Source organism: Paenibacillus sp. SSG-1 (assembly GCF_002224835.1).
GTDB classification, from domain to species: Bacteria; Bacillota; Bacilli; order Paenibacillales; family Paenibacillaceae; genus Paenibacillus_AQ; species Paenibacillus_AQ favisporus.
Genome location: NZ_MBRK01000001.1, coordinates 3,746,974 through 3,762,726, shown reverse-complemented (window position 1 = coordinate 3,762,726; position 15,753 = coordinate 3,746,974). Strand labels below are relative to the sequence as shown.

18 protein-coding genes are annotated in these 15,753 nt (G+C 54.0%); all 18 read left to right on the top strand.

The features are described 5' to 3' along the window. The 18 genes from aroB (at position 1) to BCV73_RS17250 (ending at position 15,747) form a co-directional block, all read left to right on the top strand. On the top strand, positions 1-1,107 hold the full coding sequence (gene aroB / locus BCV73_RS17340; RefSeq protein WP_089550294.1) for a 3-dehydroquinate synthase: 1,107 nt from the start codon (positions 1-3) through the stop codon (positions 1,105-1,107). Next, entirely contained in the window at positions 1,100-1,474 is a 375-nt protein-coding gene (gene aroH / locus BCV73_RS17335; protein WP_089548050.1) for a chorismate mutase, read from the top strand. Before aroB ends, aroH begins: the two co-directional genes overlap by 8 nt. Positions 1,475-1,792: 318 nt before the next feature. Further along, positions 1,793-3,346, top strand: coding sequence for an anthranilate synthase component I (gene trpE, locus BCV73_RS17325; protein ID WP_076170101.1), 1,554 nt, complete (start codon positions 1,793-1,795; stop codon positions 3,344-3,346). Positions 3,347-3,371: 25 nt separating this feature from the next. Further along, a complete protein-coding gene (trpD, locus tag BCV73_RS17320) occupies positions 3,372-4,412 on the top strand; it encodes an anthranilate phosphoribosyltransferase (protein ID WP_076170102.1) in 1,041 nt (346 codons plus the stop codon). Further along, positions 4,402-5,232 carry an indole-3-glycerol phosphate synthase TrpC gene (trpC, locus tag BCV73_RS17315; protein ID WP_089548048.1) on the top strand — a complete coding sequence of 277 codons (831 nt, stop codon included), beginning with the start codon at positions 4,402-4,404 and terminating at the stop codon, positions 5,230-5,232. Before trpD ends, trpC begins: the two co-directional genes overlap by 11 nt. Beyond that, positions 5,225-5,896: a phosphoribosylanthranilate isomerase gene (locus tag BCV73_RS17310; protein ID WP_089548047.1), complete on the top strand. Its 672-nt coding sequence runs from the start codon at positions 5,225-5,227 to the stop codon at positions 5,894-5,896. The genes trpC and BCV73_RS17310 overlap by 8 nt, the downstream gene beginning before the upstream one ends. Next, entirely contained in the window at positions 5,893-7,092 is a 1,200-nt protein-coding gene (gene trpB / locus BCV73_RS17305; RefSeq protein ID WP_089548046.1) for a tryptophan synthase subunit beta, read from the top strand. The genes BCV73_RS17310 and trpB overlap by 4 nt, the downstream gene beginning before the upstream one ends. After that, positions 7,089-7,895, top strand: coding sequence for a tryptophan synthase subunit alpha (gene trpA, locus BCV73_RS17300; protein ID WP_076170106.1), 807 nt, complete (start codon positions 7,089-7,091; stop codon positions 7,893-7,895). The genes trpB and trpA overlap by 4 nt, the downstream gene beginning before the upstream one ends. A gap of 28 nt (positions 7,896-7,923) precedes the next feature. Continuing rightward, the gene (hisC, locus tag BCV73_RS17295) at positions 7,924-9,024 is read left to right on the top strand and encodes a histidinol-phosphate transaminase (RefSeq protein ID WP_089548045.1); all 1,101 of its coding nucleotides are present in this window, start codon (positions 7,924-7,926) and stop codon (positions 9,022-9,024) included. 24 nt (positions 9,025-9,048) lie between these two features. After that, positions 9,049-10,146, top strand: a complete 1,098-nt coding sequence (locus tag BCV73_RS17290) for a prephenate dehydrogenase (protein WP_089548044.1) — start codon at positions 9,049-9,051, stop codon at positions 10,144-10,146. Positions 10,147-10,645: 499 nt separating this feature from the next. Next, complete coding sequence (locus BCV73_RS17285; protein WP_076170192.1) at positions 10,646-11,239, top strand: RNA polymerase sigma factor; 594 nt, start codon at positions 10,646-10,648, stop codon at positions 11,237-11,239. Further along, positions 11,236-11,838, top strand: coding sequence for an anti-sigma factor family protein (locus tag BCV73_RS17280; RefSeq protein WP_076170109.1), 603 nt, complete (start codon positions 11,236-11,238; stop codon positions 11,836-11,838). The genes BCV73_RS17285 and BCV73_RS17280 overlap by 4 nt, the downstream gene beginning before the upstream one ends. 40 nt (positions 11,839-11,878) lie before the next feature. Beyond that, complete coding sequence (locus BCV73_RS17275; RefSeq protein ID WP_089548043.1) at positions 11,879-12,466, top strand: histidine phosphatase family protein; 588 nt, start codon at positions 11,879-11,881, stop codon at positions 12,464-12,466. Positions 12,467-12,559: 93 nt separating this feature from the next. Next, positions 12,560-13,687: a hypothetical protein gene (locus BCV73_RS17270; protein ID WP_089548042.1), complete on the top strand. Its 1,128-nt coding sequence runs from the start codon at positions 12,560-12,562 to the stop codon at positions 13,685-13,687. 44 nt (positions 13,688-13,731) lie between these two features. Further along, on the top strand, positions 13,732-14,238 hold the full coding sequence (locus tag BCV73_RS17265; RefSeq protein ID WP_089548041.1) for a gamma carbonic anhydrase family protein: 507 nt from the start codon (positions 13,732-13,734) through the stop codon (positions 14,236-14,238). 24 nt (positions 14,239-14,262) lie between these two features. Continuing rightward, positions 14,263-14,442, top strand: a complete 180-nt coding sequence (locus BCV73_RS17260) for an IDEAL domain-containing protein (RefSeq protein ID WP_076170113.1) — start codon at positions 14,263-14,265, stop codon at positions 14,440-14,442. A gap of 151 nt (positions 14,443-14,593) precedes the next feature. Then, a complete protein-coding gene (locus BCV73_RS17255; RefSeq protein WP_089548040.1) occupies positions 14,594-15,034 on the top strand; it encodes a DUF2487 family protein in 441 nt (146 codons plus the stop codon). Positions 15,035-15,204: 170 nt separating this feature from the next. Then, complete coding sequence (locus BCV73_RS17250) at positions 15,205-15,747, top strand: Rieske (2Fe-2S) protein (RefSeq protein WP_179232023.1); 543 nt, start codon at positions 15,205-15,207, stop codon at positions 15,745-15,747. The last annotated feature ends 6 nt before the right edge of the window (positions 15,748-15,753 follow it).

The following is a 15,753-nucleotide window of genomic DNA, read 5'->3' as shown; positions in this document are numbered from 1 at the left end:
ATGAGAACCGTACAAGTGGAGCTTGGCGAACGTTCGTATCCGATCTATATTGGCCCGTCCCTTCTTCCCGAAACGGGAAGTTTTCTGGAGAAGCATGGGCTGACCAAGAAAAGCATGCATCTGATCGTCACGGATGAGCAGGTTGCGGCCCGCCATCTGGACACCCTCAAGCAAAGTCTGGAAAGCCGGGGATATACAGCGGTCGTCTCGATCGTCAAATCGGGGGAAACGTCCAAATCCCTCGCAGTGTATGAAGAAGTGATGACGACGGCCATCCAGGGTGGTCTGGATCGCAGCTCGGCCGTTCTGGCACTCGGCGGAGGCGTAGTCGGAGACCTTGCCGGCTTCGTGGCTGCTACATATATGCGCGGCGTCAAGTTCGTGCAGATTCCGACCACGATTCTGGCGCATGACAGCAGTGTCGGCGGGAAGGTAGCCGTCAACCACCGGCTCGCCAAAAACATGATCGGCGCCTTCCACCAGCCCGAGCTGGTGCTATACGACATGGATACGCTGCAGACGCTCCCGGCGCGCGAAGTATCCGCCGGTCTTGCCGAGATGGTTAAGCACGGCCTGATCCGGGATGCGGAGTTTGCCGGCTGGTGCCGCGACCACGCGTCTGAGCTGCTGTCCCTGGACCGGGAGGCGCTGGCGTACGGATTGGAACGCGGCTGCTCCATCAAGGCCGATGTCGTGTCGGCCGATGAACGCGAGGGCGGCCTGCGCGCCATTTTGAATCTGGGCCATACGATTGGCCATGCGATTGAAGCGGTGGGGGGTTACGGAGAATTTTTGCACGGTGAGGCGATTTCCATCGGGATGGCGGGCTCAGCAATGCTGGCTGTCAAACTGGGACGCGATGCCTCCATCTTTCCGGAAACGGTGTCCATGCTGAAGGCACTGAAGCTTCCGGTCGTACTGCCGGAGCACTTGTCCACGGATAAGCTGATCGCGGCGATGAAGCATGACAAGAAATTTACGGAAGGCACCATGGTGTTTATCGTCCCGGATCGGATCGGGGAGGTCAGCATTGTGAAAGACATTCCGGAGGCTCTGGTCCGCGAAGTGATCGAAGAGCTGAGAAGAAAGGAGCCTGAGCATGTATAACCGGGGAATACGGGGAGCAACGACAGTAACCCGCAACGACGAACAAGAAATTCTGGATGAAACCCTTCGTTTGATGAAGGAAATTGCTGAGCGCAACGAGATCAATCCGGAAGACATTTGCAGCATCTGGATTACGCTGACCCAAGATCTGGATGCAGCATTTCCGGCCAAAGCAATCCGCCAGCTGGAAGGCTGGGAGCTTGTGCCGCTGATGTGTTCGATGGAGGTGCCTGTCAAGGGAAGCCTGCCGCGCTGCATCCGTCTTATGGTGACGGTCAATACCGAGAAGGGCCAGGCAGAGATCAACCACGTCTACCTGAATGAAGCGAAGAAGCTGCGCCCGGATTTGGCCGCACCCAAAGCCTGATTTGAAAAACATGGTTGCCATAACAGGGAATGTTCCTGTATAGTGTAGGTAGTTGAGATGAGTAGAGTTTAGATGAGATGAGTTAAGTATAGAAGAGCAGAGTCCATAAGGTTGCATATATATTTCGTCAACATGTCCGTGCTAAGGCAGTCAAGGCGTTTCCTTGTATTAGGGAACAGGTGAATGCTGATGCGGTTCATGCTGTCGGACTCTTTCATATACTTATTGAAATCCAAACCTCTACTTCGGTAGAGGTTTTTTTGTTGCTTTCGAGTCTGCTGCTCAACAAAGTCCTGATCAATCGAAGGAGGGTACACGATGTTGAATCCTAGTAAAGAGCAGGTCATCGCCCTGGCCGGGCAGTACAATCTGATCCCGGTTGTCAAGCGGCTGCTGGCCGACATGGAAACGCCAATCCGTATATTTCAGCGCTATGCCCAGCGGGAATGCGCATTTCTGCTTGAGAGTGTAGAGGGAGGAAGCCAGTGGGCCCGTTATTCGTTTATCGGGACGGACCCGTTCATGATGATCTCCGGCAAGAAGGGGGAAATCGTGCTGGAGCAGGGCGGACAGAAGCAGCTCATGAAAGGGAAGCCTGTTGAGGAGCTCAAAGCGCTGCTTCGCACATATCGAAGCCCGAAACTCGATGATCTTCCTCCATTCACGGGAGGAGCGATCGGCTTCTTCGGATACGATCTGCTGCAGTATTATGAGAAGCTTCCCGCGCATCAGGTCGACGATCTGGGGATGGACGACATCCGCTTCATGTTCTGCGACACCGTCATCGTGTTCGATCATGTGAAGCAGCAAATTTTGCTGGTCGGTAACGTGCATGTAAAGGAAGGGGACAACGACGAAGCGATCCGCAAAACGTATGACGAGGTGGACCGCAGGCTGGAGGAGATCGCGGGGCAGCTGCAAGAGCAGGGTCCGCGAGAGAATGTCAACGGCCGCAGCATTCCGGTGGATATCGACCTCGGCGAAATCAAGTCTAACATGACCAAGGAGCAGTATATGGCGAACGTTCGCCAAGCGCAGGAGTATATTCGCGCAGGGGACATTTTTCAGGTGGTGCTGTCCCAGCGCTTTCATATCGAGACGGAGGTGTCCCCGCTGCATGTGTACCGGGTGCTGAGAACACTGAATCCTTCGCCTTATATGTATTATTTGAAAATGCATGAAGAAATCATTGTCGGCACCTCACCCGAGGCGCTGGTCAAGGTCGACGGCAACCGGGTCAGCACCCGGCCGATCGCCGGCACGCGGCCGCGGGGAGCCGATGAGGCCGAAGACAGCCGCCTTGCCGCCGAGCTGCTCGCTGACGAGAAGGAGCGCGCCGAGCATTTGATGCTCGTGGATTTGGGACGCAACGATCTTGGCAGGGTGTCGGCGTTCGGCACCGTGAAATGCGACAGCTTTATGGAAATTGAGAAGTATTCGCATGTGATGCACATGGTTTCGAATGTGTCGGGGACGCTGCGGGACGACAAAGATTTCTTCGATGCCTTTCTGTCCTGCCTGCCGGCGGGAACGGTGTCCGGAGCACCGAAGCTGAGAGCGATGGAGATCATCGCCGAGATGGAGCGGGAGGCGCGCGGCGCTTATGCCGGTGCCATCGGGTATCTGGGATTTAACGCCAACATGGACTCCTGTATTACGATCCGGACGATCATATTCCGCAAGGGCAAGGCGTACGTGCAGGCGGGCGCAGGCATCGTGTGGGACTCCGTTCCGGAGAAAGAGTATGAGGAGACGATGAATAAAGCCAAAGCGCTCCTGAAATCGATCCGGACGGCGGAAGCGATGTTCCCGCCGGTTAAACTGGAGCGGGAAGTGACCAATCAGGATTATTTCTTTGAATATACACCTTAATGGACCGGAAAGGAGAGGAAAGAGCATGAGCGCAAGCGAATTGATACATGCGAGTTTGTCACAATTAATCGGAGGCGCGGATCTTTCAAGGGAGGAAGCCCGCGGACTGATGCAGTGCATCATGGAGGGAGCGGCGACATCTTCCCAGATCGGGGCGCTGCTGACAGCGCTGCGGATCAAAGGGGAGACCGTGGAGGAAATCACAGGGTTTGCCGAAGCGATGAGAAGCGTCGCGAGCCATGTAGCGACCGATAACGCAAGGCTGCTGGATACCTGCGGAACGGGCGGATCGGGGATCCACAAATTCAACATTTCCACCGTCTCGGCGATTATTTCTTCTTCCGTTTCGGTCCGGGTGGCTAAACACGGCAACCGCTCGGCTTCAGGCCGCGCGGGCAGCGCCGATGTGCTGGAGGCGCTCGGCGTTAACATTCACTTGAGCAGTGAACAGGCTAAACGGTGCCTCGAGGAAATCGGTATCTGCTTCCTGTTCGCCCAAATCTACCATCCGTCCATGAAACATGCAGCCGCTCCGCGCAAGGAGCTCGGCGTGCGGACGGTATTTAATATGCTGGGACCTCTGACGAATCCAGCCGGAGCCGACCGTCAGCTGCTGGGAATCTACGACCGGAACAAGACCGAAACGATCGCAAACGTTCTGAAGGAGCTCGGCTCCAAACGGGCGCTCGTTGTGACCAGCCTGGAAGGTCTGGACGAAATCAGCATCTCGGGGCCGACGCAAATTTCCGAACTGCGTCACGGCGAAGTGCGGACCTATCAGATTCACCCGCATGATCTCGGGTTGGACGTCCACCCGCTGGAAGCCGTTCTGGGCGGAGATGCAGTTCAGAATGCCGCCATTATCCGCTCGGTGCTGGCAGGCGAGAAGAGCCCGTACCGCGACATCGTGCTGGCCAACGCGGGGGCATGTATCTATGTCGCGGGGCTTGCAGACAGCATCGCGGAAGGCGTGCAGGCGGCGGCTCGGGCCATCGACAACGGCAGCGCATCGGCCAAACTTGAGCAACTGATCCAAATGACAGGAGAGCTGAGCTATGTATCTTGATAAAATCGTACAAACCAAACGGACCGAGGTGGCCCGACTCGCCGAGCATTTTTCACTTGTGGAAGCGGAGCGCCAAATCGCGGCGATGCCCGCGACCAGAGGATTCCACCGGGCGCTGACTGAAGGACGCAAGCGGAGCATGGGGCTGATCGCCGAGGTAAAGAAGGCGTCGCCTTCCAAGGGTCTCATCCGTCCGGATTTTCATCCGGTGCGTATCGCCCAGGCTTATGAAGCGGCAGGGGCCGACTGCCTGTCGGTTCTGACGGACGTCGAATACTTCCAGGGGAGCGGGCAGTATTTGCGCGATGTGCGCGCCGCGGTGGACCTTCCGCTGCTGCGGAAGGACTTCATCATCGACGAGCGGCAAATTTATGAAGCCCGCCTCCTCGGTGCGGACGCGGTGCTGCTGATCGCGGCCATTCTGGAGCCCGATCAAATCGCCGCTTACCTGCAGCGGGCGGGTGCGCTCGGGCTCGACGCCCTGATTGAAGTTCACAGCCGGAAAGAGCTCGAAGCCGTGCTTGGCCTCGGAGCGGATCTGCACCAAGGAGCGCTGATCGGGATCAACAACCGGAATCTGCATACGTTCGAGACTTCCCTGGAGGCAACGGCAAAGCTTCGGGAGCTGATTCCACAAGGGATTCCGGTCATCAGTGAGAGCGGCATCGCGGGCAAAGAAGATATGGCGTATTTGGAGCAGGCGGGAGCAAGCGGCGTGCTGATCGGAGAGTATTTCATGCGCCGGGACGACATCGCGGAGGCGGTCCGTGACTTGATGGGGCCGACCTTATCCGGGGAAGAAGTGAAGCATCGTGGGTGAGACGGCGGTAAAAATTTGTGGACTTCAGGACGTTGAAGTGCTAAAATCAATGGTAAACTTGCCTGTGGATTATATCGGATTCGTATTCGCGCCGAGCCGGCGCCGGGTAACGCCTGAGCAGGCTGCCCTGCTTTCAGCACAGCTGAAGGCGTGGAAGACGCCCGAAATTCCGCAAAGCGTCGGCGTGTTCGTCAACCCGGACCTGGAAGAGCTTGCCGCGATCGTGGAGGAGGCCCGGCTCGACGTCGTTCAGCTCCATGGACAGGAAAGCCCGCAATTTTGCCGGGAGGTCAAGGAGCGTTTGGGGACCCGGGTGTTCAAGGTACTATCAGTTCAATCCCTTAATGAGAATTCCGAATTATCTATAAATCATGAACTTTACGCAGGCTTGATCGATGGCCTGCTGCTTGATACATTCGATCCTGTGTATGGCGGAGGATCGGGAAGCACGTTTGCCTGGGAGGAGATACCGGCATACCGCGATTGGGCGAAAGCCCAAGGGATTCCGCTGTTTGTAGCCGGAGGCCTTCTGCCGTCCAACGTGGCCGAGCTGATCGATAAGTACAGCCCGGACGGCGTAGACGTTTCCAGCGGCGTGGAAAGTGACGGAGTGAAGGATATAGACAAAATCGCAGCATTTGTGGGAAGGGTGAAGCAGGCATGACAACACAATTACCAGACAAGAACGGGCGCTTCGGACCGTTTGGCGGAAGATTCGTTCCCGAGACGCTCATGAACGCGCTGATCGAGCTCGAGGAGTCATACAACCGATATTCGGACGACCCGAGCTTTCAGGAGGAGCTGAACTATCTGCTTAAGCAGTACTCCGGCCGTGAGACGCCCCTGTACTATGCGGAGCGTCTCAGCAAGCATTTGGGGCAGGCGAAGATCTACCTGAAACGGGAAGATCTCAACCACACCGGCGCCCATAAAATCAACAACGCGCTCGGACAAGGCGTTCTCGCCAAACGAATGGGCAAGACGAAGGTCATTGCCGAGACGGGAGCAGGCCAGCATGGTGTGGCAACGGCAACCGTAGCCGCACTCCTTGGAATGGAATGCAAGGTGTTCATGGGGGAAGAGGATACGAAACGGCAGGCGCTGAACGTATTCCGGATGCAGATGCTGGGCGCCGAAGTCGTACCCGTTACGTCCGGTTCGCGGACGCTGAAGGACGCCGGCAACGAGGCGCTGCGGTACTGGGTCAGCCATGTCGACGATACGTTCTACATCCTTGGCTCTGCCGTAGGGCCGCATCCATATCCGATGATGGTGCGCAACTTCCAGCGGATTATCGGCGACGAGACGCGCCGCCAGATCCAGGAGGCGGAAGGGCGTCTTCCGGACTATGTTGTCGCAGCCATCGGCGGCGGCAGCAATGCGATCGGCATGTTCTTTCCGTTTATCGAGGACAAGGACGTCCGGTTGATCGGCGTAGAGGCCGCTGGTAAGGGTGTGGAGACCGCCTTCCACGCCGCGACGATGAGCAAAGGCACTCATGGCGTCTTCCAAGGGTCTATGAGCTATCTGCTGCAGGACGATTTCGGCCAGGTGCAGGAAGCCCACTCCATATCGGCCGGTCTGGATTATCCGGGCGTCGGACCGGAGCACTCTTACCTTAAGGATATTGAGCGCGCCCAATACGTTCCGATCACGGACCAGGAAGCGCTTGATGCGCTTCAGCTGCTATGCCGGACGGAAGGGATCATTCCGGCTCTGGAATCCGCACATGCGATCGCTGAAGTGGTGAAGATGGCGCCGCGGCTCGGAGAGGACGACATCGTCGTCATCTGCCTGTCCGGACGGGGAGACAAGGACGTGGAGTCCATCATGGCTTATACGGGAGGTAAACAGGCATGAATTTGATGGATCAAACGTTTGCCCGTCTTAAACAGGAGAATCAAACGGCGCTGATTCCGTTTCTGACCATCGGTGACCCGGATCCCGATACGTCGGTTGAAATTATAGCCGGTCTCGAAGCGGCCGGAGCCGACATGATCGAGCTGGGCGTGCCGTATTCGGACCCCTTGGCCGACGGCCCGGTTATTCAGCGGGCTTCCGAGCGGGCGCTGAAGCATCAGGTGACGATCAAAACCTGCATGGAAACGGCGGTCAGAGCACGAAAGGCAGGGGTGAAGCTGCCATTCATCCTGTTTACTTATTATAATCCGGTGCTTCAGTTCGGGCTGGACCGCTTTTTTGAAGAGGTCAAAGCACATGACATCAGCGGCATTATCATTCCGGATCTGCCGATTGAGGAGTCAGCTGACGTACGCGCCCGGGCCGAGCGCTCGGATATTCATGTCGTTCCGCTGGTGGCTCCGACCTCCCATGAGCGGATCAAATCGATCGTGGAAGGAGCCAGAGGCTTCATTTACTGCGTATCCTCGCTTGGCGTGACGGGTGAGCGGGCGAGCTTCCACGAAGGCGTGGAAGATTTCATCGCCAGCGTGAAGAAGTATACGGACATTCCGGTGGCGATCGGCTTCGGTATTTCAAACAGGGAGCAGGCGGTGCGCTTTTCCCGGATCTGCGACGGTGTCGTCGTGGGCAGCGCCATCGTCCGCAAGGTCGAAGAGGCCATTCCGCTGCTGCAGGGCGGAGATACGCATGAACAGGGCCTTTTGCAAATCCGTGAATTTGTGGCACAATTAAAACCATAATCTTGAGTTGAAAGTGAGGGGGGATACGGTGAAACCAAAATCCCAGATAGTGAACATTCCGGTCTATGAGCCGGGCAAACCGATTGAAGAAGTCAAGCGGGAGCTTGGTCTCAGCGAAGTCATCAAGCTGGCTTCCAACGAAAATCCTTACGGCGCTTCGCCGCGTGTGAAGGAGGCGGTGCTTGCCGAGCTCGACAACATCAGTCTGTACCCGGACGGAGGCGCGGTGGAGCTTACGGCGGAAGTAGCCCGCTTCCTGGGTGTTGAGCCCGGGCAAATCATTTTCGGCTGCGGATCGGACGAAGTCATCGCCCTGATCTGCCGCGCGTTCTTGGTTTCCGGCGACGAAACCATCATGGCGGATCAAACCTTCTCCGTGTATAAAAGCAACGCCGACATCGAAGGGGCCGTCAGCATCGAGGTTCCGCTGGTGGACGGAAAGCATGATCTTGAAGCGATGCTCGCCAAGCTCAGCAGCAAGACGAAAATCGTTTGGATTTGCAACCCGAACAACCCGACGGGAACCATTCTCTCCGAAACCGAATTGACCGGTTTCCTGGATCAAGTTCCATCGAATGTGATGGTCGTGCTGGATGAGGCTTACTTCGAGTATGTAACCGACCTCTCCTACCCGGACGGAAGCAAGCTCCTATCCCAATATCCAAACCTGGTCGTTCTCCGGACCTTCTCGAAGATCTACGGCATGGCTTCCCTGCGGATCGGCTACGGCGTAGCTCAGCCTGAGGTCATTCAGCTGATCAACCGTGTGCGCGAACCGTTCAACACAACGCGGGCAGCCCAGGCAGCGGCCAAAGCGGCGCTTGCCGATCAGGAATACGTGGCCAACTGCCGCATCGCGAACGCGGAGGGCATCAAGCAGCTGCAGGCTGAGTTCGACCGGCTAAGCCTCGATTACTTCCCCGCGCACGGCAACTTTATTATGGTCAATGTGCGTAAGCCTGCGGTGGAAATGTTCCAATCGCTGCTTCAGAAGGGGATCATCGTTCGCGCCGGATTCGGCAAGTATCCGAACCATGTTCGTGTAACCGTTGGATCCGAGGAACAAAATAAAGCATTTATTCACGCATTGGAGCAGGTATTGAGCGAAGATAAGGCCCAAGTGCAGTAAGTGCGAACAAACGAGTGAGGGAACATGAATACAACGAAGATTGCTATATTTGGAGTGGGTCTGATCGGCGGTTCGCTGGCGCTTTGCTTTAAAGGGAAGCCCGGCTTAACCGTCGTGGGCCATGCCCATCTCCCTGAATTGGCCGACAAATATATGAGCCGCGGCGTCGTCGACGCAGCGACGCTGTCCATGGAAGAAGCCGCACTTGATGCGGACTTCATTTTTTTGTGCGTTCCTGTCGGTATGCTGGAAGAATACCTGGACCGGTTAAGCGCACTCCCATTGAAAAAGGGCTGCATCATCACCGATGTGGGCAGCACGAAGGCAAGCATCGCGCAGGCGGCGCGCGCGCATGATTTCAAGGACTTTTACTTCATCGGCGGGCACCCGATGGCCGGCTCCGAGCGTTCCGGTGTAGAGGCGGCCACGCCGCTGCTGTTTGAGAACGCGTATTACGTGCTGACTCCGCCTCCGGGCACGCCTGATCATGCTTATGACGCGCTGGCGCAGCTGCTGTCTTACACCCGCGCTCAAATCGTCAAGGTGGATCCGGTCCTGCACGATGAAATCGTCGGGGCGATCAGCCATCTGCCGCATATCATCGCAGTGGCGCTCGTGAACCAGGTGTGCGATTACAATCATTCCAATTCCTTATACCGGCTGCTCGCGGCAGGCGGTTTTCGTGACATTACCCGGATCGCATCCAGCGATCCGCTGATTTGGCGCGACATTCTGCTGGGCAACAAAAACGTGCTGCTCAGACAGCTCAAGGACTGGAATGAAGGCATCGCCGCGTTCGTAGAGATGCTGGAGGAGGGCGATGGACAGGCCATTCAAGAGGCGTTTGCCAAGGCGAACGATTTCCGCAGCGAGCTTCCGGAGCGCCGCAAGGGCATGATTACGCCTAGTTTTGATCTGTACCTCGACGTACCGGATACGCCCGGTATTATCGGGAAAATCGCCACGGAGCTGGGCGTTAGGCACATCAACCTCAGCAACATGCAGATCATCGAGAGCCGGGAGGACGTCCCGGGCATTCTGCGCCTGTCCTTCAGGCAGGAACATGATTTGGAGCGGGCCAAGGAACTGCTGCAATCCATGAGTTATCAGGTATCGCAGTAAATTTTAAAACGTTTACAAAAAAACGCTTACTTTAGTGTTGACAAAATGAAAACGTATACATATAATAAAAGTACAGTATGGTTTCTCTCCACTCCTATCCAAATAAATGGCACTTTGTGCAGCCACCCGATGCGGGTGGTTTTTTTTTGCCTTTTTTTTATTTTGCGGCCATTTTTTTCTATAATCTAGCAACATTTACGGGGCGAAATTCGTCTATTAAGAGATTAGTGATGATTCAGCGTGTCCCAAAAAGAGTTATTTTCTCCTTGGATTTGGCAATTCTTCTTGAGGTTCGACTGACTAGTAGGAATTAATATGTTACAATGGAAATGATATATTTGTAGAATCGTTGCCGATTTTGCCGAATACATAGCTTTTTGGACGTTTATACTGCCGCGCGGTGGCGTAAATACCGCAACTTTTCATCACCTGTTCAGTACAAACATATAACTGAATCGAACGGGGATGCTTGTGTACGGTCGAGGAGGTCACAATGGAAATGACGGATTCGCAGATGATACAGGACATCAAGAAGGGCAATGTAGAGCTCTTCTCTGAATTGATGCGCCGTTATCAGCGGAAAATATTGGCTTTTGTATATCATATGCTTAAAAGTTCACATTTGGAGTTAATGGCGGAAGACCTGTGTTCAGAGACGTTTTACAAGGCTTTCAAGAGCCTGCATTCGTTTCGTGAGGTCGACGCATCGTTCTCCACATGGCTCTATACGATTGCCCGGAACACGGTGCTCAGCGAGCTGAGAAAGCAGCGCAGCGCCAATGTGCCGCTGGAGGAGAGCGGGGTTACACCGGTTGCGCCGATGGAGGTGGCGCCGGAGCAGGCCATTTTGCGCACCGAGAAGGTGGAGCTGGTTCGCGAGGCCATTAACAACCTGCCGGAAAAGCAGCGATCCGCGCTCATTTTACGGGAATACGATCAGCTCGATTACCAGGAGATTGCCGACATTTTAGGTCAAAGCGTCAGCTCTGTAAAATCTCTTCTATTCCGGGCAAGGTCCAGTGTAAAAGTTCAGCTGGAGCCGTATTTTTACGAGCTGACGTATGAAGAATATGAAGGGATGAAAAGCAAATGAATTGCGATGAGGCTCACAGCCTGTTCGGCATCGTTTTGGATTTGGAAGAAGACGATCCGAGACGGATTGAGCTCGAACAGCATACAGCCACTTGCAGTGATTGCCAAGCAGAATTGGCGTTATGGAAAGAAAGCCGGGTTCTCATGATGGAATTGCAGGAGGAGCCGACGGAAGAACAGGCGGAAGAAATCAACCGGAACGTCATGGACCGTATATACCGGGAGTCCCCGTGGCTGATTCCGGACCAGAGCAAACCTTTTGCCGTACCTGCATCTACCCGAAAACGCATGTCCTGGTGGATTGCCGGGTTTGTCATGGTATTTTTGGTGAGCTTTCTGTATTGGGCCATCATGGATAAGCCGTTTGCTAAAGAGACAGCCGAAGCGGTACCTACCGGGATTCTTCCGACCGGCGTTGCGGGTTCGTCCGTGGTGACGGAACAGGTCAGTTATGTGATCCCGAAGACGAACAGCGGGATTATCGAGCCGCTTGTCGCCGGCATGGGTCCGACCCATCCACAGTACTGGATGATCCTGTCGGTACTCGGGGTAGGAATGGCCCTCTTTTCATTGGGAAGGGTCAGCCGTATCAGAAAATAGGTTCTTTCGCATATATATATAGAAGAAAGGGGATACGCGTATGATGATCGGTTTGATCCGCCACGGCCTGACGGATTGGAATAAGCTCGGCAAAATTCAGGGACAGAGCGATATCCCTTTGAATGAAGAGGGCAGACAGCAGGCGGAGCGGCTTGGGGAAAGGCTGCTTCACGAACCGTACCACTGGGATTTTATCATCAGCAGCAAGCTCTCCCGCGCGCGGGAAACCGGGCAAATTCTGGCCGACAAGCTCCACATTCCGCTACTTGAGCCTGATGAGCGGCTGAATGAACGGAGTTTTGGGCAAGCGGAGGGACTGACGGCCGATGAGCGGGAAAGCCGCTGGGGCAAGCAGTGGGATGTGCATGACCTGGGCCAGGAGACGATCGAGCAGATTGAGGCTAGAGCTTTGGCGTTTATGGAGGATATGTGGACGGCTTACCCCGATATAAACATGCTCGTCGTGAGTCACGGCGGGCTGCTGGCACAGCTGTACAAGTCATTGTACAGGGATAAATATACGGAACGGATTGGCAACCTGTCGCTTACGATCCTGGAGAAAAAGGATATCGACTGGATCCCGCTCCTCTATAACTGCACCCGCCATTTGGCGGAAAAGAACGGATAACTCGGACAAGCGCCGGGTTATTTTTTTTGCCCGGATCGAATAAAAATTGTAATAATTCCCATAATGGTAGTAAAACGGCGAGGCGATGATGACATGAATTTAGCGGATATGCTTTCGTATGCGGATATCGGCCAGCTGACTACCATTGCAAGCCACTACCAATGCCAGTGCAAACGGAATTCCAAGCATGAACTGATCCAGAGCATCCTGGTCACGCTGAACCGAAGGGAGTTTATTGCGCAGCAGGTCAACACGGTTTCCCTTCAAGATTTACGCTTTCTGAACTCAGTCTTGTTTGACAGCAGATCGTTTTACAGCGTAGAAGATCTGGCGGCTGTCGTCCGGCAGACGGCTTTTGACCTCCCGGCAAACGAAGTGCATGAAACCCCGAGGGAAGCTATCGCCCGCTATAAGCGCAGCGGCTGGCTGTTCAACGGAATGACATCAAGCACCAAGTATCTGTTTCAAATGCCGAGTGATCTGAAGGACCGGTTCCGGGCCGAGCTTGGACACGCGCTGAAGCGAAAGGTCGTTAAATCCGGAGAGCCTCCGGTTTACCGGGAAGAGCAGGATCTGTGCGCCGAGGATCTGATGTACATGCTGAAGTATGTGAACCAGCAGGAGATCGAGCTGAATCAGGAATTCGTAATGTACAAGCGATACCAGCAGCAGTTAATGGACATGTTCCATGTCAGCGAGCCTCTGCTGACCAAAGGGGGATGGCGCTTTGGCTACGGCAGGAGCTTCAATGCATACCCCAACCGGATGGCGCTTCTGTATGACTATGCGTTCTACCATAGATATATCGAAGAAAACGGCAGCCGGCTGGAACTGTCGGGCAAGGGCGCAGAGCTGCTGGAAAGCGGGACGAAAGAGAGCATGGTACAAATTTTCCGCTTTTGGTTAAAACTTTATAAAAGCGCCATACCTAACTTGGCATCCCTCGTATATTGGACCGGGGAATGCGCCAAGGAATGGGTAACCGCCGCTTCCCTGCATGATGCTTTGGGCTGGCTGATCAAACCGTTTTATTACGACACTGCAGAGTCGATATTAAATGAAAGAATTATCGCGATGATGATGCATCTTGGGCTGATCCGCATCGGAGAAAGTCCGGAGAGCGGCATGGTTTTGAAGATGACCGCTTTCGGACAAAAGCTGGCCAGCAAAAGCCTGAACCTCGGAAGCGGCGAGCTGGAACCGCTCATTGACAAGTCATAGCCGCCTTGTTACAATCACTCCCAAAGTTAAGGGGTGATGAAAACATGCTGTTACCTTACGGCCAGCATCTGCCAAAAATCCACCCGTCCGTCTATGTCGCGGAGGGTGCCAAAATTGTCGGTGACGTTCAAATTGGACAGCAATCAAGCGTATGGTTTAACGCCGTGCTTCGAGGTGATATGGCACCCATTGTGATCGGTGACCGGTGCAATATTCAGGATGGAGCGGTAGGTCACGTCAATACGGACGAGCCGCTGATTCTGGAGGACGACGTCTCCGTCGGACATGCCGCCATCGTTCACGGCTGCACAATAGGCAAAGGTACATTAATCGGAATGGGGGCCATCGTACTGAACGGGGCCGAGATTGGTGAATATGCTTTAATAGGGGCAGGATCTATCGTTACTGAAAATAAAAAAATACCACCCTATACGCTTTCTCTGGGTTCGCCGGCGAGAGTGGTCCGTGAATTAACCGAAGAAGACTTGCGCAGAATGTATCGTACCACTCAAAACTATGTGGACAAGGGTAAAGAGTATAGGATGTTCTAATCAAAGGTTCGGAGGTGCATCCTAATGGATAAGATGAAAGCTACTTATGAAGTCATGTTGGGGCTGGCGGCTGAAATGGTATGGGACGAAGCGTTGCGAAAACACCGGAGCGAGGAGCTTTACCGCGAAATAGACAGGGCTCTGGCATCCGGAGACGAGGCGGCTTTCCGTAACCTGACGGATGAACTGAAGTTGCTTAATTAAGTGGAATAAATGAAAAGAAATGCAGGCTTTCATGCTGCATTTCTTTTTTGTTGGGACGGCCTGCGCGAATGAATTTTACAAATTGCTGACAGGGTAACAAGCATATTATAGAATGGAATGGTGAAAAATAATGGAAAGGGTGAACCCTTGAATGAAGTTCAGCGAAGTGGAAGAGGCAACATGGAGTGAGCTCTCCCCCTATTTCGACACCTGCCTCATCCCTTACACCGGCCTGTCGGGCAAAGAGTCTCCCATAGAAGCGACGGAGGCGCTGGCGAGGCTGCGGGATTTTATGGACCTGGTCGAGATCCCGTTTAAAGGGAGGATCATTACATATCCGGCCGTACAATACGGCCAAGGAGAGGATCTGTCGTTATTGCAGGAAGTTTGTCGCAATGTTAGGGAAGCGGGCTTTGCTTACGTCATTGTCATGACGGCAGACATCGAGCTGATCCAAGGAAAGATTGAAGGCTGCGATTTGGTTCTGTCCCGAAAAGTATACAATGAAGAAACGGGCGGAGCAGGTATAGCAGGCCAGATTAAGGATAAAATACAGGAAATGTGGCAGCGTGACAGCAAGAAGGAAATGTGACAGAAATTCAACAATTTAATTGGCTAAATCTTCTTCCGCCTGATAAAAGAGTTGGATATTCTTGACGGTCTTATAAGGCTAATATATTATTATTATGTCCTAGTAAGTCGTGTGATAATAATCATTGAAAGCACTTTAAGACTTGGTTGACAAAGGGGGTTGAAGACATTATGAGCAACCAAAATGAGCACCATGAACCATCTCACAAACCACCCGGTCGTAAAGAAATGTCCCGTCGACAATTTCTGACTTATACATTGGGCGGTGCCACTGCTTACATGGCAGCCGGTGCAGTCCTGCCGATGGTGCGTTTTGCTGTGGATCCGATCCTGCACAAGAAGGGCGAGGGAGAGTTCATTAAAGTTGTCGAAGAAAGCAAAATTACCGACGAGCCTCAAGAATTCTCTTTTGAGCTGAAGCAGCAGGATGGATGGTATGCAAGCACTGCTACACTAACTGCTTGGATACGCAAGGATGAACAGGGAAAAATCTATGCGCTGTCCCCGATCTGTAAGCATTTGGGCTGTACGGTCGGCTGGAACAATGATAAAAGCTTCCCGGATGAATACCATTGCCCATGCCACGGGGCGCGTTATACCAAAGAAGGCAAGAACTTGGCCGTTGCGCCAAAGCCGCTCGACACTTACAAAATAAAGATTGAAAACGGTTGGGTGTACCTTGGCGGAGTCGAGCCGAATACTGAAGTGAAATAGGAGGCG

What these genes read in the sequence shown, in the direction of transcription:
- BCV73_RS17275 (WP_089548043.1), top strand. Translation starts at nt 11,879, where the DNA reads ATGATGATCGGTTTGATCCGCCACGGCCTGACGGATTGGAATAAGCTC.
- aroB (WP_089550294.1), top strand. Translation starts at nt 1, where the DNA reads ATGAGAACCGTACAAGTGGAGCTTGGCGAACGTTCGTATCCGATCTAT.
- trpE (WP_076170101.1), top strand. Translation starts at nt 1,793, where the DNA reads ATGTTGAATCCTAGTAAAGAGCAGGTCATCGCCCTGGCCGGGCAGTAC.
- trpB (WP_089548046.1), top strand. Translation starts at nt 5,893, where the DNA reads ATGACAACACAATTACCAGACAAGAACGGGCGCTTCGGACCGTTTGGC.
- BCV73_RS17255 (WP_089548040.1), top strand. Translation starts at nt 14,594, where the DNA reads ATGAAGTTCAGCGAAGTGGAAGAGGCAACATGGAGTGAGCTCTCCCCC.
- BCV73_RS17285 (WP_076170192.1), top strand. Translation starts at nt 10,646, where the DNA reads ATGACGGATTCGCAGATGATACAGGACATCAAGAAGGGCAATGTAGAG.
- trpA (WP_076170106.1), top strand. Translation starts at nt 7,089, where the DNA reads ATGAATTTGATGGATCAAACGTTTGCCCGTCTTAAACAGGAGAATCAA.
- BCV73_RS17290 (WP_089548044.1), top strand. Translation starts at nt 9,049, where the DNA reads ATGAATACAACGAAGATTGCTATATTTGGAGTGGGTCTGATCGGCGGT.
- aroH (WP_089548050.1), top strand. Translation starts at nt 1,100, where the DNA reads ATGTATAACCGGGGAATACGGGGAGCAACGACAGTAACCCGCAACGAC.
- trpC (WP_089548048.1), top strand. Translation starts at nt 4,402, where the DNA reads ATGTATCTTGATAAAATCGTACAAACCAAACGGACCGAGGTGGCCCGA.
- BCV73_RS17270 (WP_089548042.1), top strand. Translation starts at nt 12,560, where the DNA reads ATGAATTTAGCGGATATGCTTTCGTATGCGGATATCGGCCAGCTGACT.
- BCV73_RS17265 (WP_089548041.1), top strand. Translation starts at nt 13,732, where the DNA reads ATGCTGTTACCTTACGGCCAGCATCTGCCAAAAATCCACCCGTCCGTC.
- BCV73_RS17280 (WP_076170109.1), top strand. Translation starts at nt 11,236, where the DNA reads ATGAATTGCGATGAGGCTCACAGCCTGTTCGGCATCGTTTTGGATTTG.
- BCV73_RS17260 (WP_076170113.1), top strand. Translation starts at nt 14,263, where the DNA reads ATGGATAAGATGAAAGCTACTTATGAAGTCATGTTGGGGCTGGCGGCT.
- trpD (WP_076170102.1), top strand. Translation starts at nt 3,372, where the DNA reads ATGAGCGCAAGCGAATTGATACATGCGAGTTTGTCACAATTAATCGGA.
- BCV73_RS17250 (WP_179232023.1), top strand. Translation starts at nt 15,205, where the DNA reads ATGAGCAACCAAAATGAGCACCATGAACCATCTCACAAACCACCCGGT.